Origin of the sequence: Bartonella sp. Raccoon60 (assembly GCF_002022585.1) — a bacterium.
Classification (GTDB): Bacteria; Pseudomonadota; Alphaproteobacteria; order Rhizobiales; family Rhizobiaceae; genus Bartonella; species Bartonella rochalimae.
This window is the reverse complement of the sequence record NZ_CP019786.1, coordinates 828014-853086: the sequence shown is the minus strand read 5'-3', so window position 1 is coordinate 853086 and position 25073 is coordinate 828014. Positions and strand designations below refer to the sequence as shown.

The 25073-nt window shown below is 33.9% G+C and carries 15 protein-coding genes and 1 pseudogene; 11 read left to right on the top strand and 5 right to left on the bottom strand.

The annotated features are described in order from the left end of the window. The first annotated feature begins 391 nt into the window (after positions 1–391). Positions 392–1957, top strand: a complete 1566-nt coding sequence (locus tag Bra60_RS03750) for a TerC family protein (protein ID WP_078673822.1) — start codon at positions 392–394, stop codon at positions 1955–1957. A 224-nt stretch (positions 1958–2181) separates the two neighbouring features. Here Bra60_RS03750 and Bra60_RS03745 read toward each other — a convergent pair whose 3' ends face one another. The 3 genes and pseudogenes from Bra60_RS03745 to secD all read right to left on the bottom strand — a co-directional run bounded on the left by Bra60_RS03745 (position 2182) and on the right by secD (position 7533). Continuing rightward, positions 2182–3135 carry a lysylphosphatidylglycerol synthase transmembrane domain-containing protein gene (locus Bra60_RS03745; protein ID WP_078688656.1) on the bottom strand — a complete coding sequence of 318 codons (954 nt, stop codon included), beginning with the start codon at positions 3133–3135 and terminating at the stop codon, positions 2182–2184. 26 nt (positions 3136–3161) lie between these two features. Then, a pseudogene (ybaL, locus tag Bra60_RS03740) lies at positions 3162–4915 on the bottom strand (YbaL family putative K(+) efflux transporter). 107 nt (positions 4916–5022) lie between these two features. Beyond that, on the bottom strand, positions 5023–7533 hold the full coding sequence (secD, locus tag Bra60_RS03735) for a protein translocase subunit SecD (RefSeq protein WP_078688654.1): 2511 nt from the start codon (positions 7531–7533) through the stop codon (positions 5023–5025). A 618-nt stretch (positions 7534–8151) separates the two neighbouring features. Between secD and Bra60_RS03730 the strand changes: the two genes are divergently transcribed. After that, on the top strand, positions 8152–10512 hold the full coding sequence (locus Bra60_RS03730) for a mechanosensitive ion channel family protein (protein ID WP_078688653.1): 2361 nt from the start codon (positions 8152–8154) through the stop codon (positions 10510–10512). Between the two features lie 681 nt (positions 10513–11193). After that, on the top strand, positions 11194–12192 hold the full coding sequence (gene ilvC, locus Bra60_RS03725) for a ketol-acid reductoisomerase (protein ID WP_078688652.1): 999 nt from the start codon (positions 11194–11196) through the stop codon (positions 12190–12192). A gap of 75 nt (positions 12193–12267) precedes the next feature. Here ilvC and Bra60_RS03720 read toward each other — a convergent pair whose 3' ends face one another. Together Bra60_RS03720 and Bra60_RS03715 are read right to left on the bottom strand one after the other, a co-directional pair. Beyond that, positions 12268–13653 carry an amino acid permease gene (locus Bra60_RS03720; RefSeq protein ID WP_078688651.1) on the bottom strand — a complete coding sequence of 462 codons (1386 nt, stop codon included), beginning with the start codon at positions 13651–13653 and terminating at the stop codon, positions 12268–12270. A 1945-nt stretch (positions 13654–15598) separates the two neighbouring features. Further along, entirely contained in the window at positions 15599–17488 is a 1890-nt protein-coding gene (locus Bra60_RS03715) for a peptidylprolyl isomerase (protein WP_078698084.1), read from the bottom strand. A gap of 154 nt (positions 17489–17642) precedes the next feature. Here Bra60_RS03715 and tpiA point away from each other — a divergent pair, with 154 nt between their 5' ends. The 8 genes from tpiA to pdhA all read left to right on the top strand — a co-directional run bounded on the left by tpiA (position 17643) and on the right by pdhA (position 25057). Beyond that, positions 17643–18407, top strand: a complete 765-nt coding sequence (gene tpiA, locus Bra60_RS03710) for a triose-phosphate isomerase (protein WP_035007315.1) — start codon at positions 17643–17645, stop codon at positions 18405–18407. A gap of 80 nt (positions 18408–18487) precedes the next feature. Beyond that, on the top strand, positions 18488–18928 hold the full coding sequence (gene secG / locus Bra60_RS03705; RefSeq protein ID WP_078688648.1) for a preprotein translocase subunit SecG: 441 nt from the start codon (positions 18488–18490) through the stop codon (positions 18926–18928). Between the two features lie 142 nt (positions 18929–19070). After that, entirely contained in the window at positions 19071–20699 is a 1629-nt protein-coding gene (locus Bra60_RS03700; protein ID WP_078688647.1) for a CTP synthase, read from the top strand. A gap of 35 nt (positions 20700–20734) precedes the next feature. After that, entirely contained in the window at positions 20735–21577 is an 843-nt protein-coding gene (gene kdsA / locus Bra60_RS03695; RefSeq protein ID WP_078688646.1) for a 3-deoxy-8-phosphooctulonate synthase, read from the top strand. A gap of 75 nt (positions 21578–21652) precedes the next feature. Beyond that, entirely contained in the window at positions 21653–22921 is a 1269-nt protein-coding gene (eno, locus tag Bra60_RS03690) for a phosphopyruvate hydratase (protein WP_078688645.1), read from the top strand. A gap of 111 nt (positions 22922–23032) precedes the next feature. Continuing rightward, a complete protein-coding gene (locus Bra60_RS03685) occupies positions 23033–23437 on the top strand; it encodes a TM2 domain-containing protein (RefSeq protein ID WP_035007323.1) in 405 nt (134 codons plus the stop codon). A gap of 126 nt (positions 23438–23563) precedes the next feature. Then, positions 23564–23905 carry an FtsB family cell division protein gene (locus tag Bra60_RS03680; protein WP_078698083.1) on the top strand — a complete coding sequence of 114 codons (342 nt, stop codon included), beginning with the start codon at positions 23564–23566 and terminating at the stop codon, positions 23903–23905. A 111-nt stretch (positions 23906–24016) separates the two neighbouring features. Beyond that, on the top strand, positions 24017–25057 hold the full coding sequence (gene pdhA / locus Bra60_RS03675) for a pyruvate dehydrogenase (acetyl-transferring) E1 component subunit alpha (protein ID WP_035007327.1): 1041 nt from the start codon (positions 24017–24019) through the stop codon (positions 25055–25057). Positions 25058–25073: the final 16 nt, after the last annotated feature.

The window sequence follows — 25073 nt, the reverse complement described above, 5'->3', positions numbered from 1 at the left end:
AAATAAAGAGAGCTTATAGTTACGCTATAAGTTAAAAAATATTCTTCTCCTCTTGATATTCTATAAAAATAAACCTATTAATTAAGGTATTCTATAAATAGATGTTCTACTCAATATAGAACGATAATTGGAGGGTTGTCGAGCGTAATGCCCGGGCAAGATTCAGGAGAGCCTTCTTGTAGTAACAAGTGGTATGGGTTATTGTTATATTTTCTCAACGATCATAAGAGTTTAAGCACTGCTTTGAATATACTTAGCTACTTACTTTCCCATGTAGTTTATTTGTATTCAACATTATTGATGACTTATGCGGATGAAAATTTATGATTTTTTTCATCAGCAACATGTATTTAAGCTTTTTAATTTTCAAGATCTTTTTAAATGGTGAGTTATGATGGAATGGATCACTGATCCCCATGCGTGGTTTGGCTTGGCCACATTAATTTTTCTCGAAATTGTATTAGGCATAGATAATCTTATTTTTATTGCGATTTTAGCAGAAAAATTACCGTTACATTTACGTGATCGTGCGTGTTTTATAGGTCTAACTTTAGCATTATTGATGCGACTTTGTCTTCTCACGGTTATTGGTTGGGTAATGAGTTTTGATAAGGTAATTTTTTCTATTTCGTCCTTTGTATTTAGTTGGCATAACCTAATCTTGATTAGTGGTGGAGCTTTTTTATTAGCAAAAGGAACACTAGAATTACACGAAAGACTAGAAGGTACGATGCATACACAAAAAAAAGGAGTTATTTATGCTGTTTTTTGGCAAGTAATTATTCAAATTGTTGTGCTTGATGCAGTGTTTTCTCTTGATAGTATTATCACTGCAACAGGTATGATTGCTAAAGACCAAACAATGGTTATGTATATAGCGGTTATTATCGCTATGGGGGTGATGATGTGGGGATCAGGAACTCTTATGCGTTTTATTAATCGTCATCCCACTATTGTGATTTTGTGTCTTGGTTTCTTGATGATGATTGGTTTTACTCTCATTGTTGAGGGCTTTGGTTTTCATATTCCCAAGGGTTATTTGTATGCTGCTATTGGTTTTTCAGTTGTTATTGAAGTTTTTAATCAAATTGGACGTCGTAATCGTGAAAAGATGATTACAACAAATGATCTACGTGAACGGACGGCTGATGCTGTCTTGAGGCTTTTAGGAGGTGGGAAAAAAGGTGGAAATCTTAGTGAAACTGTAGACGTCATTGTTGAACAAGCTGCTACTTCAGAAATTTTTCGGCCAGAAGAAAAAGAAATGATTCGTGGTGTCCTTGATTTAGCAGATCGTCCTGTGCGTTCTATTATGTCTCCACGTAATGAGATTGAATGGTTAGATTTAAATGGTAATGAAAATGAAATGCGTGAAGAGTTGCAACGCGTTAAGCATAGTCGCTTAGTTCTTGCACGTGAAAAAATAGATGAATTTGTTGGTGTTGCTTTAACGAAAGACCTTCTTTTAAATCTAGCTGAAGGTAAAAAGATTAATTGGCAAAAAGCTATGCGTGAGCCACTTGTTGTTCATGAGAATACAGGTGTTTTACGATTAATGGAGAAATTACGCCATTCTCCAATTCAAATTGCGATTATTGTTGATGAGCATGGATCTTTGAAAGGTATTGCGACACCAACAGATATTTTTGAGGCGATTGCAGGTGATTTTCCTGATGATGAGGAATCTGTTGTGGCAGAAAAGCTCGAAGACGGAAGCTTACTTATTGAGGGATATGCTGATATTCGTCGTTTAAGCGGTTACCTTGAGTGTAATCTTGTTGATGAAGCAGATCGTTATACTACGCTTGCAGGGTTTATGCTCTGGCGTTTGGGGCATTTACCAAATGAAGGGGAAAGTTTTGAAGCAGAAGGTTTATGTTTTAAAGTCATTGAAATGGATCGCCGGAATATCGCTAAAGTTCTTATTTCTCCCATTGTTGTGCATGAGAAGGACTAATTATCATGGTAATGAAATCAATGGAGAAGCAAATTTAGTTATAATCGATATTGCAATATAATAGAAAAATCATTTGCATCGATTATATAATCATTATCATAATCGCAGATTACTAATTATATGGAACAGATTAAGTTTTAAACGAGTTTTCCTGTGGGTATCTTATTAGTTAAGTTTAGCTATTAGCTTGTATCAATATAGTATAAAAAAGAAGAAATTATTTTTTATTCAGGCGGGGTTTGTTGTATTCGTTTTAAATATTGTTTAGTTTCAAAGATTGCTATAAAGAATAGTGAAATGATAAATGGTATGATCAAATAGAGCATTCTAAATACTATAAGTGCTGCGATAACATCGGTTGGGTCTGTATTAGGCATGCCTGTTATAAATAAAGCTTCAAGTACTCCCATACCTCCTGCAGGAGCATTGGAAAGAAGAGTTATAGAGAAAGATGCAAGGAATACACCAAGTACAGAGATAAAATTAATATCAGCATTATGTGGTAGTACAGCATATATAATTCCTGCTGCTCCTAAAATCTCTAATGGGCTAATAATAAGTTGTCGAATAACAATTTGAAGACGTGGATAAAAAAGATAAATTTTTTTGCTTATACGTAAAGGTTTTAATTGCAGCCAACTACCGAAAATATAAAGAGCTATACAGGAAAGTAAAATCACACCAATTACCTTCCCTAACCATTGAGGAAGATCATTGTGAATGAGGGTAATAATTTCTGGTTGTAAAATTAAAACAATGCCAGAAAGTAAGATTGTACCAATTACAAAAGTGAATGAACAAAAACCCACTAATATAGCAATTTCTGTTCCACTGAGTCCTTTTATTGTATAAGCGCGATAACGTATAACAGCACCAGAAAAAACTGATGCACCGATATTATGTGAAAGTGCATAAGTAGTGAATGAACATATAGCTATAAATATCCAAGAAATTTTACGACCAAGATGTTGCAAGGCAATTCGATCATAACCAGCGAGAGCTGTATAAGCGACGAATGAGCAAAGACATGCTAAAAGCCAATGATGCGTGCTTAAATTAGAAAGACGTTCTAATACAGCACTAAGCGAAATAGTAGATAATTTTATATAAAGAATGCGAATCGATATCAACATTGCTAAGATGCCAATCAATGGCCATATAAATTTCTGTAGTTTCACACTTCTTTATCCGTTTTTGTTTTTATTTACATTTTTTGTAAAGTTAATTCATTATTAGACGTATTCATTACAGATTGTTGTCCAATTATATATCCAATAAAACTATTAGCGATTTCTTTGTCATTCGTCACTACAATATCCGCTCCTAAATCCATTAAATAAGATGTTTCTGTTTCAGATAGTGCATGAGCAATTATTTGAAGGTTTTTGTTCAGATCGCGTATGTTTGCTATACATTGTCCTGCTTCAATAGTGCTTCGCATTGTAATAACGACCTTGCGTGCACCTCTAATATTGGCTGCATTAATAATTTCTTTTTTAATGATATTGCCACAAATTGTTTCGATTCCGTTTGCTATTGCTTTATCAGCAAGACGCTTTGATTCTTCAACTACTATAATCGGCTGACCTCTTTCCATTAAAGATAGTGTTATGTATTTTCCAACACAGCTATAACCAATAATCACAATATGATCAGTTTTTGAAGTAATTGGTAGTGCTTCTTCGTCGGAATCTTCAGGATCGATATTAATAATTGTTTGTTTATCTTGCGCGTTAGCAGAAGAATTTTCTAGATATTTTTTAATTTTATCAACAGCAACAAAAACAAGGGGATTGAGGAGGATAGAAAGGATTGCACCTCCAAGAATTAAATCGCGAGCGTTGTTATTTAAAAGTCCAAGGTTTGAACCTAGTCCTGCAAGGATAAAAGAAAATTCTCCGATTTGTGCTAGGCTAGCTGAAATAGTTAAAGCTGTTCCATTAGAATAGCGGAAAGCTTTAACAATAAAAAAAGCAATAGCCGATTTTCCTATGATGATAATCGATAAGGTTGCGAGAAAAGAAAAAAAGTTGGTTAGAATTTTCATAGGGTCGAATAACATCCCTACAGAAACAAAAAAAGAACTGAGAATGCATCGCGCAGTGGTAAAGATTCTTCTGCAGCACGATGACTTAATTCTGATTCACTCATCATCATACCTGCAAAAAAAGCACCAAGAGAAAGTGAAACACCAAATAAATGAGCGGCTCCAAAAGCTACTCCTAATGCAATAGCAAAAACACTAAGACGAAATAATTCACGCGAGCCAGATTGTGCACTCACTTTTAGTAACCACGGTATAAAACGCCTTCCAATAATGAACATTAGAGCAACAAATACGATGACTTTTAAAATCGTTAGACCAACAATGCCCCAGACATTTAAGTTGAACCATTGAACAAGAGGGCCGATTGGTTCTTTTTTTGTACTACCGAGGATGTTTGCTAGTGCAGGTATAAGAACTAGTATTAGAACCATAGCTAAATCTTCAATGATTAACCAACCAACGGCAATACGTCCTTTTTCTGTTTCAATTAGGCATCGTTCTTGCAGAGCACGCAGCAAGATCACAGTACTTGCTGTTGATAATGCTAAACCAAATACTAAACCATCACTAAATCGCCATCCCATAATCCAACCGAGGCATAAACCAAGAAAAGTAGCAAATACCATTTGTGTAATGGCTGCAGGAATAGCTATGGCTTTAACAGATAAAAGATCTTTTAATGAAAAATGCAGGCCAACACCAAACATTAGCAAAATAACACCGATTTCAGCAAGTTGGTTGATCAAAACAGAATCTACTTTAAAACTACCTATATTAGGTCCCACAATGACACCAGCTAATAGATACCCTACTAATGGAGAGATACGCAAACGATTAGCAATCATTCCGAAAATAAATGCTAAACATAGACCTGCAACAATAGTTGTAATTAATGGCGTATCGTGAGGCATAACTGTAGTGTAGTACTTTCTTTAGAAATAGTTGTCACAATGATTATAATTAAAAAAAGAAATAGAGTAACATATTATATAAATTAACGCGCTATTTTAATTGGTAGTTATATAATTTGAGTTGTTTTTTTATTCTTCTTATAGTACCAATTATTTAATAATAATAAAATGGGAGCTGCAATAAAAATAGAAGAAGATGTTGCAATAATAATGCCAAAGACTATAGGCCATGCAAAATTATTAACAGTATTTCCTCCCCATAGAGCCATAGGTAACATAGCTAATATCGTAGTGGTTGATGTAAAAATACAGCGTACAAAAACCTGATTAATTGAAAGATCAATTATTTCACGCAGTGGTGTTTGTTTATAAAGGCGCATATTTTCACGCATTCGGTCATATACAACGACTTTATCATTAATTGAATAACCAACAATTGTTAAAAGAGCAGCAATGGCTGTTAAATTGAAATCAAATTGAAATAAAACAAAAAAACCAACCATTTTTGTAATATCAAGGATAAGCGTAACTATTGCTCCGATAGCAAAAAACCATTCAAAGCGCCACCAGATATAGAGAGACATAGCGACTGCTGCTAGAATAACAGCAATAATACCAGCTGTAGCAAGCTCTCCTGAAATTTTAGGACCAACAACTTCCGTTTGATCGAATGTTGTATCTGGGTAAATACTTTGCACAGTTTTTTTGACTTTATCAATAGCGATAGTGTGTTGAATTTCTCCACCACTTTGTTGCTGTATACGAATCAGTATCGTATTTTCGTTATCAATATTTTGTAGTGTAACTTCACCAATATTAAGAGCAGAAAGATTTGAACGCAAAATTGCTAAATTTGCGGGTGTTTTTGTTGTAATGGTCATTTGACTGCCACCAACAAAATCAATTCCAAAGTTTAAACCAGGTTTAAAAAACAAAAAAATTGAAGATAGAGATAAAATAATTGAAATACCAATACCAATGAAACGAGCGTTCATGAAACGAAAAGTAGTGTTTTTAGGGATAAAATTGAAAACAGATTGAAACTGCAGTTTTTTTATTTTCCATTTATTTACTACCCAAATCATCATAATTCTTACTATGGTGATTTCAGTAAACATCGATATAATGATGCCAAGCAACATTGTTACAGCAAAACCACGAACTGGGCCGGTACCAAACCAAAATAGTAAAACAGTTGCAATAACAGCTGTCACATTGGCATCAAGGATAGTTGCAAAAGCTTGTTTAAAACCACGATCTAAAGCAGCAAAGGCACTTATACCTTTTTGACTTTCTTCGCGAATACGTTCATTAATTAAAATATTGGCATCAACGGCAATACCAATACCTAAAATAATACCAGCAATGCCAGGTAAGGTTAGTGTTGCACCAAGGAGGCTTAGAGCTGAAAATATCAAAATAGTATGCAGTGCTATCGCTATATCAGCAATAATACCCCAGATGCCGTATAAAAGAAAAATAAAGACTGTAACGAGAATAAAACCTATGATGCCTGTATACAGGCCCATTTTAATAGAATCAGCACCAAGATTTGGACCTACCGTTCTTTCTTCAATAACGGTTAATGGCGCGGGCAAAGCACCAGCTCGTAGTAGCGCAGCAAGAGTTGAGGCTTCTTTAGAATCAAAATTTCCTGTAATTTGTCCTTGTCCATTAGGAATGACACTATTAATGACGGGAGCAGTTAAGACTTTATTATCCAGAACAATTGCAAAAGGACGGTTAATATGTTGGCGTGTTATGTCTGCAAATATTTTTGAACCGGTAGAATTCATAGTAAATGAGATGATAGAGCGTCCTGGTATTTGCGGATCAAATCCTGCTCGCGCATCTTTAAGAACATTTCCATCCAAAGCAATTTGGTCATAAATTGCATATTTTTGATTTATATCTGTATAACCAGAAAGAATTGAAACACCTACAGGTGGGTTATTGATATCAATATTAGAAGGTACAAGATGAAAAGTCATTTTAGCAGTAGTTCCTAGAAGATCACGTAATTGTTTTGGATCTTGTAGGCCAGGCAATTGTACCATAATACGATTGGTTCCTACCTTTTGGATGGCAGGTTCAGTAACACCTACTTGGTCAATACGGCGGCGAATAATTTCTAAACTTTGCTCGATAGCTTTGCTAACACGATCATTTATGCCAGATTCAGTTAATGTCACACGAATAGTTTCATTTTGATTGTTGATTGCAATATCACTAGCTGTGGTACCAAAGCTATTGTGTATAGGCATAATTAATGTTTCTAAGGTAGTAATGGCTTTTTTATTTTGCGTGGTATCAGAAAGAACAACGACAATATTATCTTCAATGATACGGACACTCGATGTTTGAATTTTTGCTTCACGCAGTTTTTTACGTACATTACTTAAAACTGTGTGTAACTGATCGCGTTTTAATGTTTTGGTATCTACTTCGAGTAAGAGGGAAGATCCTCCCTGAAGGTCAAGTCCAAGTGTTACATGGGTATTCGGTAGGAATTTTGAATTTTTGATTTGTTCTTGCGAAAATAAGTTAGGCAAGGCAACGTAGATGCTGCTTAAAAGAATAAAACAATAAAGAGCAGCCAGCCAGGCAGGTGTACGCATGATATATTCCAATTAGTAGATACGTTAAAATAATTAAAATGAGATAAAAAATGAGATAAGAAGAATACAATAGAATTATTTTTATAGATCAAGGAGAGAAAGGTGCATGTTGATTTAAAATTTTGTGTTTGAAGGTTTTAAAATTGTATAGGAAAATTATGGCAGGAATTGAAAACACATTCAATACTAATATCTTCAAAAAAGTACAGCTGTTAAGTTATGGTATCTATAGGGTATTACAATTTTTTATTTACGACTTTTGTAATGGAATTAATTATATCTGTTTCTTTGAGAAAAGAGCACTATTTAAAATTTTATAATCAGTATGTTGTTTAGATAGAGATAGGTTTTTGAACTAAACGTTATTCAAAATGCTAGAATTGGATAAAAAAAACAAATTATAAAGGAAAAGAATTTCTTTTTTGCAATATGAATGCAAAAAAAACACAGTTAAGTGTTTTTTTTCTATTGTTGATTTTAACTTAATTTATCTACTTTTTTATCAGTATTATTGGATGAGAAAAGGTTTTATAAGCTTGTTTGATAAAAAACTGAAGTGTTTGTTGAATATCATAATTTTAAGGGAGTACTTAATAAATGCTTATTCTGAGGATGAATATGTATTCATTTTTAAATGGAACCTTCCTTTTTTTCTTAATTTTTCTGACCAATGTTTTCTCTAGTTTTTGTGCATGGGGAGCTTTAACATCGCCAACTGCGATGGTTGTACAGTCAATAGAGTTACAATCAGTGGATAGAATTATTCAACAACAAGAAACGGTTATTGATACTCTTGTACAGGATATTAAAATTTTACAAACAAATTTAGAAAGCAAACCAGAAAATGAACATTTTTTGACAAAATGGAGATTACAAGCACGAGATATCAGTAAACGAGCTTTGGCAGGAGCGTTTGTTTTGCGGACTTCTCTTAATGAAATTAATGAGATTATGAACCAGTTGAACGCACTAGATGATAATCGAAAAAATTTCGGAAGCGAAAGAAAAAAATACTCAGATATCCTACAACAAAAAAATAGAATTAATAATGCACTTCATAAATTGGAGGCAATATTTTTAGCTGCAAATGAGATAGTAAAAGTTACAATTTCTCAGTCTCGAGAGCTTTTTGGATATATGTTTAAACAAGTTAAATTTTCAACGTCAATGGTTCAAGAGGTTGTTGAAAAAACAAAAGAGGCCTTTTCAAACGTTACTTTATTTTTTGATTCTTGGTGGAAATTTGCATTTTATTTTAAACCTCTACAATTATTTTGTGCTTTTTTTATTCCATTTATTGTTACCTTAGGTCTTTCATATTTTTCTAGTAAATTTATTGGGTATGTAAAGTATGATGTTTTCAAAGAAAATGATGAGGTACCTTATCTACAACGTTTATTGGTTGTTTTGATTTCAATTTTACTGCCTTCTTTTGTATGTGCTATTTATGTTTATCTGACATTATTTTTATTTCGCAGTTTTGGTTTAAATTTAGGGACATTTACAGACGTATTTCATACGATTGGGCATCAAATTATATTGGTCTTTTTGTTGAATCGTGTAGCAGTTACCCTTTTATCACCGTATAGACCGCATATACGTCTTTTAAATGTTACACCATTGGCAGCATATCAATTGATAGTTTGTATAACTCTTTTAGGTGTGGTGTTTGCATTAGATACAGTTCTGGATAGTATCTATCGAATGATATCAGCATCTTTTTCTTTGATTATTGCGAAAAGTTTTATTGCTGTTTTCCTTATAGGAGTCTTGTTGTTCATTATCTCGTTTATACCTTTGCAATTTAGACGCCAAAGTATAAGAGAGGAAACTCCATCTTGGCTGTTGTGTATACGTATTCTACCCATGACACTTGGATTATTGTTAATTGTAATGAATTTCTTAGGTTATATTGGTTTTGCTCGTTTTATTATGCAACAGATTGTGATCTGTAGTACATTTTTAGTGTTGATGTATTTGGGGATGCGAAGCGCTTATGCCATGGGAAACGAAGGAGAGCTTATCAGAACGAATGTTGGTCGTGCTTTGATGAAAAGGTTTCATTTAGAAGAAAAAACAATGAATCGATTGGGGATTGTTAGCAGTATTTTTTTCAATTTGGTTGTTATTGTATTTTGTGCAATGCCAATTTTTATGCAGTTTGGTTTTTCGTATTCCGATATAAAAACAATATTGTGGCAATTAATGACTAATATTCAAATTGGGAATATATCTATTTCTTTGATTTCTATTATCATAGGAATAATTTTCTTTTTTGTTTGTTTGTTTGTTAGCCGCTTATTTATTAGTTGGTTAGATAGTACAATAATGGTGCGTGGAGAGTTCGATTCTGGTGTACGTAATTCTATCAAAACGGTCATAAATTATGTTGGTATTGCTTTATCAGCCTTAGTAGGATTATCAATTGCAGGATTAAATGTTAGAAATTTTGCGCTTATTGCTGGTGGGCTTTCACTTGGTATTGGTTTTGGTTTGCAGAACATTGTCCAGAATTTTGTGTCTGGTCTTATTATTTTAATTGGGCGGCCATTTAAATTGGGGGACTATATAGAAGTTGGATCAGTACATGGTATTGTAAAACGTATTAGTGTACGCGCGACAGAACTTGAAACATTTCAGCGACAAACAATTATTGTTCCCAATTCAAGCCTTATTAATAATAATGTGAGTAATTGGACCCGTCCTAGTAAAATGGGGAGGATTGATATACCTCTCACTGTTGCGATTAACGTTGATCCAGAACGTGTTGTTGAAATGTTATTAGAGGTTGCTTCAACAATAGAAGGAATTTTAAAAAATCCTGCACCACAGGTAAGTTTTACAGCATTTGATAGTAAGAATTTTTCATTTACTTTAGCTGTTTATGTATCCAATATTACTTCTACATCTAAGGTGACTAATGCACTTCGTTTTGTACTTTATAAACGTTTTGTGAAAGAAGGAATTTTGGAATGCTAAAATATGGCTTTATTTTTACTGTGATGATCCCTCAACGGTGAAAAATACTGTCTCAGAGATGTAATAGTTTTTCTGAAGGGAATGTATTTTTCAAGTATTTGGTTAGATCCTGGTTAAGCCATTAAAATGTTTAGAGAGAGCTACTTTATTATCGTTTTCAGGTAAGAATTTTGTTATAAAAGCAGAAGGTCTTATGGAAGATTAGTGAAGATAAAGAATTGTTCAAATAAGGTAGTTTAAAATTTGAATATAAAAAAGGTTAATTGTTTTTTTCAAGTATTTTGTACAAGAATTGTACACTTTATTTTCATTAAAAAAATTTTCTATATTTTATGTTTATAAATAAACATTATTTATTTTAAATAAGCTGTTTAAATAAAGAACCAAATTTTTATTGTTATTAGAATAGAAATTTATACTAAATAGCTATTAGTATCTTTTAGGAATATTATTATTTGCTATAAAATAATCTTTGAAGTTTATTTCTAGATCAAAATATGCTTTTTTTATAACTTTAAGGTCTTGTTATTTGCAATAGGAAAATTTAAATTTATTCAGCTGCCATTTTATCATAAGTGATAGTATGATTATCTGTGAGATATAAAGTGCTCAATGCGTGTTGCTTGTTGTTCATCAAAGTTTTGAAGTTTAATTTAAATATGTCTATGGGAAAGTATTATTATGCATGTTTATTACGATAGTGATGCAGACGTTAATTTAATTAAAGAAAAGAAAGTGGCTATTATTGGTTACGGTTCTCAAGGACGTGCGCATGCATTAAATCTTAAAGATTCTGGTGTTAAAGATATAAAAATTGCTTTGCGATTAGAGTCAGCAACAGTCAAAAAAGCTGAAACAGATGGTTTTGAGGTTGTGAATGTTGTTGATGCAACAAAATGGGCAGACTTCATTATGATGGCAGTGCCTGATGAATTACAAGCCGATCTTTATAAAGATTTTATTCGTGATTATTTGCGTGATGGAGCAGTAATTGCTTTTGCTCATGGTTTGAGTATTCATTTTGGTTTAATTGAGGTCAAAAAAACAGTTGATGTCGTGATGATTGCACCCAAAGGGCCAGGATACAAAGTACGTAGTGCATATCAACGTTGTGGTGGTGTGCCTTGTTTAATCGCAGTTGAACAGGATAATTCAGGGCATGCGCATGATATAGCATTATCTTATGCTTGTAATATTGGTGGTGGACGTGCTGGTGTGATTGAAACAACATTTAGAGAAGAATGTGAAGCAGACTTATTCGGAGAACAAGTCGTGCTTTGTGGTGGGCTTGTCGAGCTTATTCGTGCAGGCTTTGAAACACTTACAGAAGCAGGTTATGCGCCAGAAATAGCCTATTTTGAGTGTTTACATGAAGTTAAATTAATTGTGGATCTTCTTTATGAAGGTGGTATCGCAAACATGAATCGTTCAATTTCTAGTACAGCTGAGTGGGGCGAGTATGTATCTGGTCCCCGTTTAATTACTAATGAAACTAAGGCTGAAATGAAACGTATTTTGAAAGATATTCAGACAGGTAAATTTGCATCAGATTGGATACAAGAATGTAAAGCGGGTTCTGCACGTTTTAAAAGTATGCGGCGTTTAAATGATATCCATCCTATTGAGGAAGTTGGTAAAAAAATTCGTGCTATGATACCGTCGATTAAAGAGTGCAACTAAATTTTATATTGAACTAATAAAAACTGACGAACTATCTCTAAAAGAGTAATCTTTGATATATTTTTATATGAAAATTTATTCTTTATTTTTTCTGAAAATAAAATACATGCTTTCTAAGAAAATAAACCACAGTGGAGTGTACTTTAGAGCTATTAAAGTATCAGATTCTAATGTTAGTAAAAAAAGAATAAATATAAAAAAAGCTAAGACAAACCAACACATTAAAGTCCCTCCTGGCATTTTATACGTAGAAGTAATGTGTTGCATAGGATAATCACGACGATAAATAATATAGCTGATTAAAATTATAGACCATACAAATATAAATAAAATAGCTACAATGGTAGTAATAATTGTAAAAGCACTTATAGTCGTTGGAGATAATGACAAAAGTATATAGCTTAACAAAACACATAAACAAGAGAAGAATAATGCATTGGCCGGAACATAATTTTTAGAAAGTTTTCCTAAAAAACTAGGTGCTCCTCGTTTAGTCGCAAGACCATATATCATCCTGCTTGTAGAAAAAATGCCGCTATTTGCTGAAGATGCTGCTGACATGAGAACAATGAAATTAACTAATCCAGCAGCAGTTGGAATACCAGCTAGCAAAAACATTTCTACAAATGGGCTTTTATCTGAAGCAACTTGATTCCAAGGGGTAACGGACATAATTACAATGAGAGAGAAGATATAAAAGAGTACAATACGAATAGGGATTGAATTGATCGCTTTTGGTAAAATTTTTCCTGGTTCTTTGACTTCAGCTGCAATTGTTCCAGCAAGTTCAATGCCAACGAAGGAAAAAATACTAATTTGAAATCCAGCAAAGAATCCCCCAAGACCTCGAGGAAAAATATCTCCATCATTCCATACATTACGGAGAGAAGAAAGAGTACCATGTGGGGAGGTAAAGCCAATAAAAATCATATAAAATCCAATAATAATTAATGCTAAAATTGCTAAAATTTTGATCAGGCCAAACCAAAATTCAAGTTCACCAAATAATTTTACTGCGACAAGATTAAATATTAAAAAGAAAACAATACAGATGAGCACAGGAATCCATGGATTGAGCTCAGACCACCAAAATTGTGCATAACTGGCTATCGCAATAATATCTGCTGTTCCAGTTACTATCCAACATAACCAATAAGTCCAGCCGATAAAAAATCCAACCTTTGGTCCCAAAAAATGAGCTGAAAAATCAATAAAAGACCGATATTGTGTATTTGAAAGCAGTAATTCTCCCATAGCACGCATTACAAAATAAAGTATGCAACCAATAATAGCATAAACTAATATGATTGAAGGGCCAGCAATACTAATTGTCTTCCCAGATCCCATAAATAGACCAGTTCCAATAGCACCACCAATGGCAATGAGTTGTACATGACGATTGTCTAATTCACGTTGTAATTTCCTTTGATGATTTTCAGCTAAATTTTGTTTATAGTCCATTTTTATGAAGACCTCCTTATTATTAAGGCTAAATTACGCTAATCAAAAAGGTAATTACTCGTATAAAGGCATGATATGAGTGAATCGCAAAAAAGAAAACATTTTTAATGATTTTAGATAATGTATCGATTGAGAAAATTAAGCGAGTTGATAAAGATTTGATTGCTGTGTTGAGACGAGTAACAATAGAAACTCTTAGATATAATGCTTTAACTACTCTTTGGAAATTGATATTATTTTTTTACTGGGGTAATGCATAAACGTTATTTTCGCTTATATAGGAAAAACTATTTTCATGCTTATCAATGTATTTTAATATCTGTTGGGTTGTAGGCGCTTTTGATTATTTTAATCATTTTTCTAAACCATTGATTGCACATATTTTCGTTATATCTATTTTACTCAAAATTCATAGTAGTATTAATATTATATGTTTATATTAGTACCATCATTTTACCTTTATATACTCAAAATTTTAAAGAAGTCAATAAAATACTTTTTGTTTTTTATTGTTGACCCTCTAGAAAAAGATCAGGATTCTTAAGTAAAATAGCAGATTTTGTAAATGAAGCAGTTGAAGGTTAAGAGTCATATATTAGTTGTAATTTTCTTTTTTATAAATTGAAGTAACCAAGGCTAATTGTAGTACCGATTTCGCTTACTACGTTTGTTGGGATAGGGATGTTACATGCTATGATAGACTAAGAGATGTAACTTATATATATCGAGAAAGTTTTTCTAGATCGGTTTTTAGCTATTAAAGCTGAGTAAATCCAAGATAGTTTTAAAGTGGATAATATAGTTGTGGGAAGAAAATAATATTAATTTTTATTAGTGATGATGCAAAAAGGCTAAATTATGCTCTATTAGTATTACATCAAGAAAAAGCTATACTGAGGAGAAAGAGTTTGCGTTTATCAAATATTGTAATTAGTCTTGAAACTAAGGGCAATAATTAATATGCAGGGATAGATAATTAGAGAAATTTTTCTCAGTTGAAAGTTAGAATTGTTATCCCACAAATTCCGGTCTGTCTTCTTTTACTTAAGCTTTCTTTCTATATAAATTTAATGAATATGAGCAATCAAAACAGCTTTTTGATTAGCATGGATCATTAGGGATAGCTTCTGCTTGTGTGCAACATAAGTGGGCTTTATACGAGTACATTTATAGCTTATAATCTATTTCAAGATGATATTTTGTGCAAGCCTCAGTAAAAATAGCACCATTACGAGGTAAATCACATAAATGTTTTTTTGAATAGGGGGATAAATTTTAGTAACAAGTTATCTTTTTATTGAATCTTAATTTCCGATACTTAATAATGTCTCATGTTTAGACAAGCTCGTAGTATTGATTATTTTTAGGGAGACGTGATTAATAATAGTGCGTGATTGGTAGTTGTTTAGCAAAATTATGATCATTCCTGAAAAAGACCCTGTTATTTCATTTGATAGTAAATTTCATTTGCGGATAATTATAGAGGCAAAGAAGATCTGCATTTTTCAACTCGATATATTCAGTTTGGCTACAGAATTTTCTTTAAGGATTGATACCTAATTGTTTGATATAATGGTAATTTTTATGATCGTTTATTTAGCATAAGCTTTTTAAAGTAAAATTTTCTGGACTAGTTTTTCATTTGAAATACACTAATATAGCTCTAATTCATTTATCAGGAAGTTATCCGAGAAAACTAAAAAAGAACAAAAAGGGTTAAAATATAATAGAAGTTGCAGTAGTTATAATATTTTTTTAGCTAGTTGTTATTATTCTTTATATTCAGAAATTATTCATCACAAGGATAATGAAGGTTTCGTTAAAGTTCTTTCATATAAAAACAGACTGATTTATTATTATATTAATAGTCTATGATACATGTACCCATTAGGGTAGGTAAATATGTATTTTTATTTAGACAAGAAAAAATTATAATTTTGGTACTTTATTGAAAATTACTGAAAATCCGAGTGTAATTAGAACTGTTAATTTTTATAGGATATTCTTTGTTTGCAGCCTGTAACATTTCTAATTTTAAATCTTCTCTTATCATTGTATCTATATTAGTACGTATATCAGACGAAAGAGTATGAGCTGTAATATCTTCAGGTACGATTGATGTCGTTATTTTATAAACAATACGATTTGTCGCATTTACACCTTTTACTACGCCGTAATGATCTTTGGTACCATAAAAAAGTGCTTTAACTCCTTCAACGCCGAAGATTTGTGATGGATCTTGGCGCCGGAGAGCTGGAGTTGTTTGTTTTATGATACCAAGCTCAGTTGCAAGAGCATCAAGACTTTTTCCTTTAGCGAGTTTTTTGAGGATATCTTGGGCTTTTTCATCAAGAAGACGTTGGATTTCTTCTTCTTTCCATTGGACAATGGCATTTTGTTTTACTTCTGAAAGTGTTCTATCACGGGCAGGGATAATCGTATCAACTTGATACCAGAGATATCCTCCTTCTGGAAGAGAAAGAGGATCCACATCAATACCTTCATGTAATTGATAAATAGCATTTAATAAAACCTCTTTTTGAGGTAGGTCTGTGAGTATGATTCCTTCAGTTGTTTTTCCCGTTTTATCAATAGTAATTTTGCGGTGAGGCAATTTATATTGTTTTGCTAACTCTGTAAGAGAAGCACCTTCAAAACGAGCATTTTCAATTTCTGTATACTTATTGCGCAGATGAGTTACAGCATAGTTTTGGGCAAGCGTTTGACGAATATCGTTTTCTACCTTTTGAAGGGGAATTTGAGTTGAGGGTGTAATATGTACAACGCGAATAATGACAGGACCTTGCAGATCATTAATGACAGCACTAATTTCTCCTTTTTTGAGTTCAAAAATCTCAGATGCTAAATGATTAGGAAGCTCATTTTCTGCTAGAGGCCCCCTCGTTATATCACTGAGGTTTTTTTTCTCTTCTTTAACTAAAGCATCAAAACTTAAGCCCTCTGCTATTTTTTTTGCTGCATTATCAGCGGCTTCACGTGTAGAAAAACGGAGTTCTTCAATTATACGTTTTTCAGGAGTAATAAAACGCGAGGTATTTTGAGTGTAATAAGCCTGTATTTCATTTACTGATATGTTTTGTGGTTTTAAAAATTCTTCTGATGTTATAGAGAATAAAGAGACAGTACGATATTCTGGAGCACGAAATTTATTCTTGTGAGTATCAAACCATTTTTCTAATATCTCTGGATTAGGATCAGCAATTTTTTTCTCTTTTTTTAGGTCTATAACAAGATAATCAGCGATACGTTTTTCTTCGTGATAAGTAGCAAGTGCTTTATAAAAAATATCGGGCGCTCTCATACCAGCTAATGAAGCTGAAATAAGCTGATTACGTTTTTCTTTTTTTGTATAGTATTTTAAGAAATTATTTTCGTTAGTCTGTAATTGTTGAAGATAGTTGAGAAATAAATCGCGATTAAAAACTCTATTATGCTGAAAAATATCGTCATTACCAATGATACGGGCTATCATATCTTTTGAAAGATTAATTTTCATTTTACGCGCTTGTTCATCAAAAAGCACATCCTGTTGCAACTGATTGAGAACAAAAAAGGGAATTTTATATCTCTGTATTTCATCTGGTGTAAACATTCGTCTAAGATTAGAAGTAAGGGCTAAACGTAAACTTTGGTCAGCAAGTGCGAGATGATAAGTATCAACAGTTATTGTGGATTTTCCGGAAGTAAGAAGCTCATTTTTATTCGTTGTATGTAATTGTGGTACACCCCATAGAAGGATAAAGCACAAAAGCAAAGTGCTAAGAAAAATCTTAGCAACCCAAGAATTTACAGAGTTTCTCATGGTTTTAAGCATTATTCAATTAATCCTATAATTGGGTATATTGATTATCAGCAATGATAGAATTTGCAATAAAGATGAAGAAGATGCAAGCTTAAAGACTTGCTTTCGTTGTATAATTTGATACTTAAAGCAAAAAAAATATTAAGATAGCTTTTGAGGTGAAAATATGGCTTCGGATCTTCGACCTTTGGTTGCTGGAAATTGGAAAATGAATGGAACAGGCGAATCTCTTGGAGAGCTGCGCGCTATTGCTGCTGGTGTTAGCTCTGATTTGGGTCGTTTGTTTGAAGCACTTATTTGTATTCCAGCCACACTTTTGTCACGTGCTTCTGAAATATTACATGATGAAAAGCTTCTTTTAGGAGGGCAGAACTGCCATTTTAACAGCAGTGGCCCTTATACCGGAGATGTTTCGGCATTTATGCTTAAAGAGGCCGGAGCGAGTTATGTTATTATTGGACATTCAGAACGTCGTATAGCCTATCATGAAAATGATGCTATTGTTTGTGCTAAAGTAAAAGCTGCATGGCGAGAAGATCTTGTTCCTCTTGTTTGTATTGGTGAGACGTTGGAGGAGCGTGAAGGTGGTAAGGTATTTGATGTTCTCATACAGCAACTTGAGGATTCTTTGCCAGATGATTCAACAGGAGAGAATATAGTTATTGCTTATGAGCCGGTATGGGCTATAGGCACAGGAAAAGTTCCTGCTTTGACAGATGTTGAGAAGATCCACAGTTTTATTCGTGAGAAGATTAGTTTTCGCTTTGGTGATGAGGGGTGTAAAATACGCCTGCTTTATGGTGGATCAGTAACGCCATCTAATGCATTTGAGCTTTTGAGTATTCCCCACGTTAATGGTGCTTTGATCGGTGGAGCAAGCCTAAAAGCAGTTGATTTTTTAAATATTTGCGATGTTTATCGTAGATTATAAGGAGAAAATCATAATTACCCCTTGGATTATACTTAATTTGTGTGTAGGTAGTTGTGAGTAATTATTAAAGAGCAGAATTTATGCAAACAGTACTCATTGTTATTCATTTTTTGGTTGTTATTGCTTTGATTGGTGTTGTGTTACTTCAGCCTTCAGAAGGCGGTGGGCTTGGAGGTGGTGGCTCAAGCTTTATGAGTACGCGTGGTACCAAAAGTGCATTGACGCGCTTGACAACTATTTTAGCGGCTTGTTTTTTCATGATATCAATTGGACTTATTGTGATTGGAAACTTATCAAATTCTAGTTCTGATATTCTCAATCGTATTCCAGTTAATTCAGGACAAAATTCAACAAAAGAGAATGAATCAGGGAGTGCGCCATCAGTTGAGGGTGAAGCTCAGCCTTCTATTATTGATCAATTGGGCAGTGGTCCTGCATCTTCTCAACAACAAAATGGCTTAGCTATACCTGAAAATGAAGATCCACTTCCTCCACCAGTAGGTAATCCGATTTCTAAATAATAAGCCTAAATAGTTTTATGTAGAGTTGGTATAGATCATTATGGAATATGGTTTTTCTACATTTTTGCTTTATGAAAGAGAGATTATTTTTTTTCATTTTTTGCTGGAAAAATCATTATGAATTATTTATCATCGTAATCCCATGGCACGTTATATTTTTATTACTGGTGGTGTGGTTTCTTCTCTTGGAAAGGGCATTGCAGCGGCAGCTTTGGCTGCATTACTTCGCGCTCGTGGTTATCACGTGCGGATCCGAAAGCTTGATCCTTATTTGAATGTTGATCCAGGAACAATGTCGCCTTATCAACATGGTGAAGTATTTGTCACTGATGATGGTACAGAAGCAGATCTTGATCTTGGCCATTATGAGCGTTTTACTGGGTGTTCTACAAATAGCCAAGATAATATTACGACGGGGCGTATTTATCGCAATATCATTGAACGAGAACGGCGTGGTGATTATTTAGGAGCAACTGTTCAGGTTATTCCACATGTGACAGATGAAATTAAGACATTCATTACTACAGGGAATGAAGAATTTGATTTTATCTTGTGTGAAATAGGTGGAACCGTTGGTGATATTGAAGCTATGCCTTTTCTTGAAGCAATTCGTCAATTGCATAATGAATTGCCAAAGCAAAGTGCTATTTATATGCATCTCACATTAATGCCTTATATTTCTTCAGCAGGAGAATTAAAGACAAAGCCGACACAACACTCTGTTAAAGAGCTGCGAGCAATTGGTATTGTTCCTGATATTCTTTTAGTGCGTACAGATCGCTCTATTCCAGAGGCAGAACGGCACAAGTTATCGCTTTTTTGTAATGTTCGTCCAAGTGCAGTTATTCAGGCATTAGATGTTCCAACAATTTATGATGTGCCTATAGCGTATCATAAAGAAGGCTTAGATTTGCAAGTCCTCTCTGCTTTTGGAATTGATTGTGCTCCTGAACCGGATATGGATTGTTGGAAAGATATTACATATCGGATTCATCATCCTGAAGGAGAAGTTACGATTGCAATTGTTGGAAAATATACTGGTTTGAAAGATGCTTATAAATCTCTTATCGAAGCGATTGTGCATGGTGGAGTAGCAAATAAAGTAAGGGTTAATATTGAGTGGATTGAAGCAGAGCTTTTTGAGAAAGAAGATCCTACGTCTTATTTAAAAAAGGTTCACGGGATTTTAGTTCCTGGAGCTTTTGGTGCGCGTGGTGCAGAAGGTAAAATCGAAGCGATTCGATTTGCAAGAGAAAATAAGATTCCCTTTTTAGGTATTTGTTTGGGTATGCAATTAGCTTGTATTGAGGTTGCACGCAATGTCGCAAATATTAAAAATGCTTCATCAAGTGAATTTTGCAAAACAAATGATACAGTTGTCGGTTTAATGACTGAATGGTTTAAGGGAGATGTTTTTGAAAAGCGCACTGAATTTGGAAATCTTGGCGGCACAATGCGTCTTGGTTCTTTTGTGGCTGAATTAAAAAAAGGTAGCCATATTTCGGAAATTTATGGTACCACAAAGATTTATGAGCGGCATCGTCACCGTTATGAGGTGAATATTCATTATAAAGATAGGCTAGAACAATGTGGGTTGATTTTTTCTGGCATGTCGTCAGATGGTATGTTGCCAGAAACAGTAGAATATATAGATCATCCGTGGTTTGTTGGTGTTCAATATCATCCAGAATTAAAGTCGCGTCCATTTGATCCTCATCCACTTTTTTCTTCTTTTATTAAAGCTACTGTGAAGCAAAGTAAGTTAGGGTAGTTCATAAATTTATTTGCTTACTTTCGAGGAATAAAATGTTTAAATCAAACATTACTGTTAAAGTTGGAAATGTTGTTTTTTCAAATGAAGCAGCACTTTCTTTAATTGCAGGTCCTTGTCAGATGGAGAGTCGAGATCATGCTTTTGAAATGGCGGGGCGGATTAAAACAATTGTTGATCAGTTTGGTATTGGTTTTGTTTATAAATCTAGTTACGATAAAGCCAATAGAACATCTTTAAGTGCGACACGTGGTATTGGTCTTGAAAAAGCAATAGCTATTTTTTCTGATCTTAAGAAGGAATTTGGATGTCCAGTTCTGACTGATGTGCATACAGAAGAGCAATGTATGGCCGTTGCTTCAGTTGTAGATGTTTTGCAAATACCAGCTTTTTTATGTCGTCAAACAGATCTTTTAGTTGCAGCAGCTAGAACAGGGCGTGTTATTAATATTAAAAAGGGACAATTTTTAGCTCCTTGGGATATGGGAAATGTCTTAGAGAAAGTAACAAAAAGTGGTAATCCTAACGTTATGCTTTGTGAGCGAGGTACTTCATTTGGTTATAATCGTTTAGTATCTGATATGCGTTCATTACCAATTATGCGTTCATTCGGTGCTCCTGTTATTTTTGATGCTACGCATTCTGTGCAGGAGCCAGGTGGTCAAGGGAGTTCATCTGGTGGACAACGTGAGTTTGTTGAAGTATTAGCACGTGCTGCTGTTTCTATTGGAGTTGCTGGTATTTTTTTGGAAACACATCAAGATCCGGATAATGCGCCGTCTGATGGTTTGAATATGATCAAAATTGATAATTTATACAGATTACTTGAAATTTTGATAGATTTTGATCGTTTAGCAAAAAAACAAATTCAATATTGAGTATAGGAAGTATTTTAGCACTATGTTGTTTGTGAATAAAATTAATAAGGATTTTTGCTGGATGAGGGATTTCATATGACTATAATTACAGGTATTATTGGGCGTGAAGTTCTTGATAGTCGTGGTAATCCGACTGTAGAAGTTGATGTTCATTTAGAAGATGGAGCTTTTGGTCGTGCTATTGTTCCTTCAGGCGCATCGAAAGGTGCGCATGAAGCTGTAGAACTTCGTGATGGTGGTTTGCGTTATCAAGGTAAAGGTGTTAAAAACGCTGTTGCTGCAGTTAATGGTGAAATTTTTGAGGTTCTTATCGGAAAAGATGCAAGAAACCAAAGAGAAATTGATCAAACAATGATTGATTTGGATGGAACACCTAATAAATCTCGTCTTGGTGCTAATGCTATTCTTGGTGTTTCATTGGCAGTTGCAAAAGCTGCGGCAGAATCATTAAACTTACCCTTGTATCGTTATATTGGTGGTACGCAAGCGCATGTTCTTCCTACTCCAATGATGAATATTATGAACGGGGGTGTTCATGCTGATAATCCGATCGATTTTCAAGAGTTTATGATTATTCCAATCGGGGCTCCTACATTGAAGGAAGCAGTTCGTTATGGTGCTGAAATTTTTCATACGTTAAAAAAACATTTGCAAAGTGCGGGCTATAATACCAATGTTGGTGATGAGGGTGGCTTCGCACCTAATCTTAGGGATGCTAGTCAAGTAATTGATTTTATTTTAGATTCTATAATATCGTGTGGATATAAACCAGGTAAAGAAATTGCTATTGGTTTAGATTGTGCTTCAACAGAGTTTTATAAAAATGGTTCATATTTTTACGAAGGTGAGAATAAATATCGTAATACACAAGAACAGATAAAATATTTGACTCAACTTGTTGATACTTATCCTATTATTACAATTGAAGATGGGATAGCTGAAGATGACTGGGAGGGTTGGAAGTTACTAACTGGTTCGATTGGTAAAAAATGTCAGTTGGTTGGTGATGATCTGTTTGTCACAAATTCAGCACGTTTACGCAATGGTATAAAAATGGGTGCAGCGAATTCTATTCTTATTAAAGTGAATCAGATTGGGACTTTAAGTGAAACTCTTGATGCTATAGAAATAGCTCATAAAGCAGGTTATCGTGCTGTTATTTCTCATCGTTCAGGTGAGACAGAAGATTCTCTGATTGCGGATCTTGCGGTTGCGACTAACTGTGGACAAATTAAGACGGGCTCATTGGCACGTTCGGATAGATTAGCGAAATATAATCAACTTATTCGTATTGAAGAAATGTTAGGAAAACAGGCTCGTTATGCAGGTAATTTTTATCATTAATGGTTTTTAGCAGAAAGATGGAAAACATTGTATGTTAAATATAATTTACAATGACAAACTTAAGCATTTATAGACAGCATTTTAATATACTGAGTTTTTTGAGAGGTAAGAGTGAGAGGTATAGTTATTAGCCAAGATCAGGGCATTTATCTTGTATCAGGTGATGATGGCAAGCGTTATCAATTTGCAACTTGGGATTGGTTAGGAAAAAATTCACCACAAATTGGTGATTATCTTGATTTTGTATGTGAAGATGGGGTTGCTAAGTCTGTATTTCCGATTTTAAAAAAAGAAACAAAACAATTAAAATTGATGCTTGCACTTATTTGTTGGTTTACTGGTATGTTTGGTATTCACCGTTTTATAGTTGGTAAAATTGGGACTGGTATTGTAATGCTTGTTCTTTCTTTATCAGTTGTAGGATTAGTCGTTACTACGGTTTGGGCAATTATTGATTTTATCTTTATTTTATCGGGAAACTTTACTGATAAAAATGGGAATAAAATTACGTATTAGCAGGTCTTTATTGCGCTAAGATAGTTTAAAGAAGGTAATAAACTACTTGTGTATGATTGTTTTGGTAATGAGGTGTTAATTAAAATAATGCATAGTTAAAATAAATCTTAAAAAAGGCTGTGCTGTATGTGGACAAAACAAAAACAGAGATCAATAAAAGCGCGCTTTATATTACCGCTCATAACAGTGGGGGTGTTAGGTTATTTTAGTTATCATATTTATCATGGGAAATATGGACTTTATTCACGTAGCAAGATTAATCAACATATTATTGAGTTGCAAGAAGAACTTCATCAATTAAAAGCTGAGCGGATATCTATTGAAAAGCGTATTTCTCTTTTACGTGATGGCCATATTGAGAAGGATATGCTCGATGAGTATGTTCGGAAAAATTTAAACTTTTCCAAGCCGAATGAGCTAACAATTTTAATTTCTCCTCCTGATCTGAATGAATTAGAAGTTAATTAAGCTAAAGAGATATTTTAAACAATTACTATAGTATAGTTTGAACTGATTTATAATACTTGTAACTTTTATTCGTAGAGGTTATTTCTAATAATCATTGAAGGGAGTTTAAGTATGGCAGGACGGGCTAAAAAAAGTTCTATGTCGACAGTGTATGCTGGATCATCAGATACTACTAAAACGGCACAGATAGCTAATTTCACCAAAGAAGAAGAAATTGATGCTTATCGTGAAATGCTTTTGATTCGGCGTTTTGAGGAAAAAGCGGGACAATTGTATGGTATGGGTTTGATTGGTGGCTTTTGTCACCTTTATATCGGACAAGAAGCTGTTATTACTGGTACATTAAAAGCAACAAAAGCAGGTGATCAAATTATTACATCTTATCGTGATCATGGTCATATGTTAGCAGCTGGTATGAGTCCACGTGGTGTGATGGCAGAATTAACGGGGCGTCAAGGTGGTTTTTCTAAAGGAAAAGGTGGCTCGATGCATATGTTTTCTAAGGAAAAAAATTTTTATGGGGGACATGGTATTGTTGGTGCGCAGGTTCCAATTGGCTCAGGTCTCGCATTTTCGAATCAGTATCTTGGTAAAGATAATGTGACATTAGTTTATTTTGGTGATGGGGCTGCAAATCAAGGGCAGGTTTATGAGAGTTTTAACATGGCTGCACTTTGGAAACTTCCTGTCATTTATATTATTGAGAATAATCAGTATGCTATGGGGACATCTGTCTCGCGCGCATCTGCAGAGACTGATTTTTCTCGCCGAGGTCTTTCTTTTGATATTCCAGGCATTGCTGTTGATGGTATGGATGTTCGTGCAGTGAAAAAAGCTGCTGACGAAGCAATTGTTTGGGCACGTTCGGGTAAAGGACCAATTATTCTTGATATGCAAACTTATCGCTATCGTGGTCATTCTATGTCTGATCCGGCGAAATATAGGTCAAAAGAAGAGGTAGAGAAAATAAAGTCTGAGCACGATCCAATTAATCAAGTAAAAAATCGGCTGATTAAACAAGGTTGGGCAAGCGAGGATGATTTAAAATTTATTGATAAAGAAGTACGTGCGATTGTAGCAGATGCAGCGGATTTTGCACAAAATGATCTAGAGCCAGATTCTTCTGAGCTCTATACTGATATTCTAGTTTAAAGCAGGGGAAGCAAGT

What these genes read in the sequence shown, in the direction of transcription:
- pdhA (WP_035007327.1), top strand. Translation starts at nt 24,017, where the DNA reads ATGGCAGGACGGGCTAAAAAAAGTTCTATGTCGACAGTGTATGCTGGA.
- Bra60_RS03680 (WP_078698083.1), top strand. Translation starts at nt 23,564, where the DNA reads ATGTGGACAAAACAAAAACAGAGATCAATAAAAGCGCGCTTTATATTA.
- Bra60_RS03720 (WP_078688651.1), bottom strand. Translation starts at nt 13,653, where the DNA reads ATGGACTATAAACAAAATTTAGCTGAAAATCATCAAAGGAAATTACAA.
- eno (WP_078688645.1), top strand. Translation starts at nt 21,653, where the DNA reads ATGACTATAATTACAGGTATTATTGGGCGTGAAGTTCTTGATAGTCGT.
- kdsA (WP_078688646.1), top strand. Translation starts at nt 20,735, where the DNA reads ATGTTTAAATCAAACATTACTGTTAAAGTTGGAAATGTTGTTTTTTCA.
- Bra60_RS03715 (WP_078698084.1), bottom strand. Translation starts at nt 17,488, where the DNA reads ATGCTTAAAACCATGAGAAACTCTGTAAATTCTTGGGTTGCTAAGATT.
- Bra60_RS03730 (WP_078688653.1), top strand. Translation starts at nt 8,152, where the DNA reads ATGTATTCATTTTTAAATGGAACCTTCCTTTTTTTCTTAATTTTTCTG.
- Bra60_RS03700 (WP_078688647.1), top strand. Translation starts at nt 19,071, where the DNA reads ATGGCACGTTATATTTTTATTACTGGTGGTGTGGTTTCTTCTCTTGGA.
- secG (WP_078688648.1), top strand. Translation starts at nt 18,488, where the DNA reads ATGCAAACAGTACTCATTGTTATTCATTTTTTGGTTGTTATTGCTTTG.
- Bra60_RS03750 (WP_078673822.1), top strand. Translation starts at nt 392, where the DNA reads ATGATGGAATGGATCACTGATCCCCATGCGTGGTTTGGCTTGGCCACA.
- ilvC (WP_078688652.1), top strand. Translation starts at nt 11,194, where the DNA reads ATGCATGTTTATTACGATAGTGATGCAGACGTTAATTTAATTAAAGAA.
- tpiA (WP_035007315.1), top strand. Translation starts at nt 17,643, where the DNA reads ATGGCTTCGGATCTTCGACCTTTGGTTGCTGGAAATTGGAAAATGAAT.
- secD (WP_078688654.1), bottom strand. Translation starts at nt 7,533, where the DNA reads ATGCGTACACCTGCCTGGCTGGCTGCTCTTTATTGTTTTATTCTTTTA.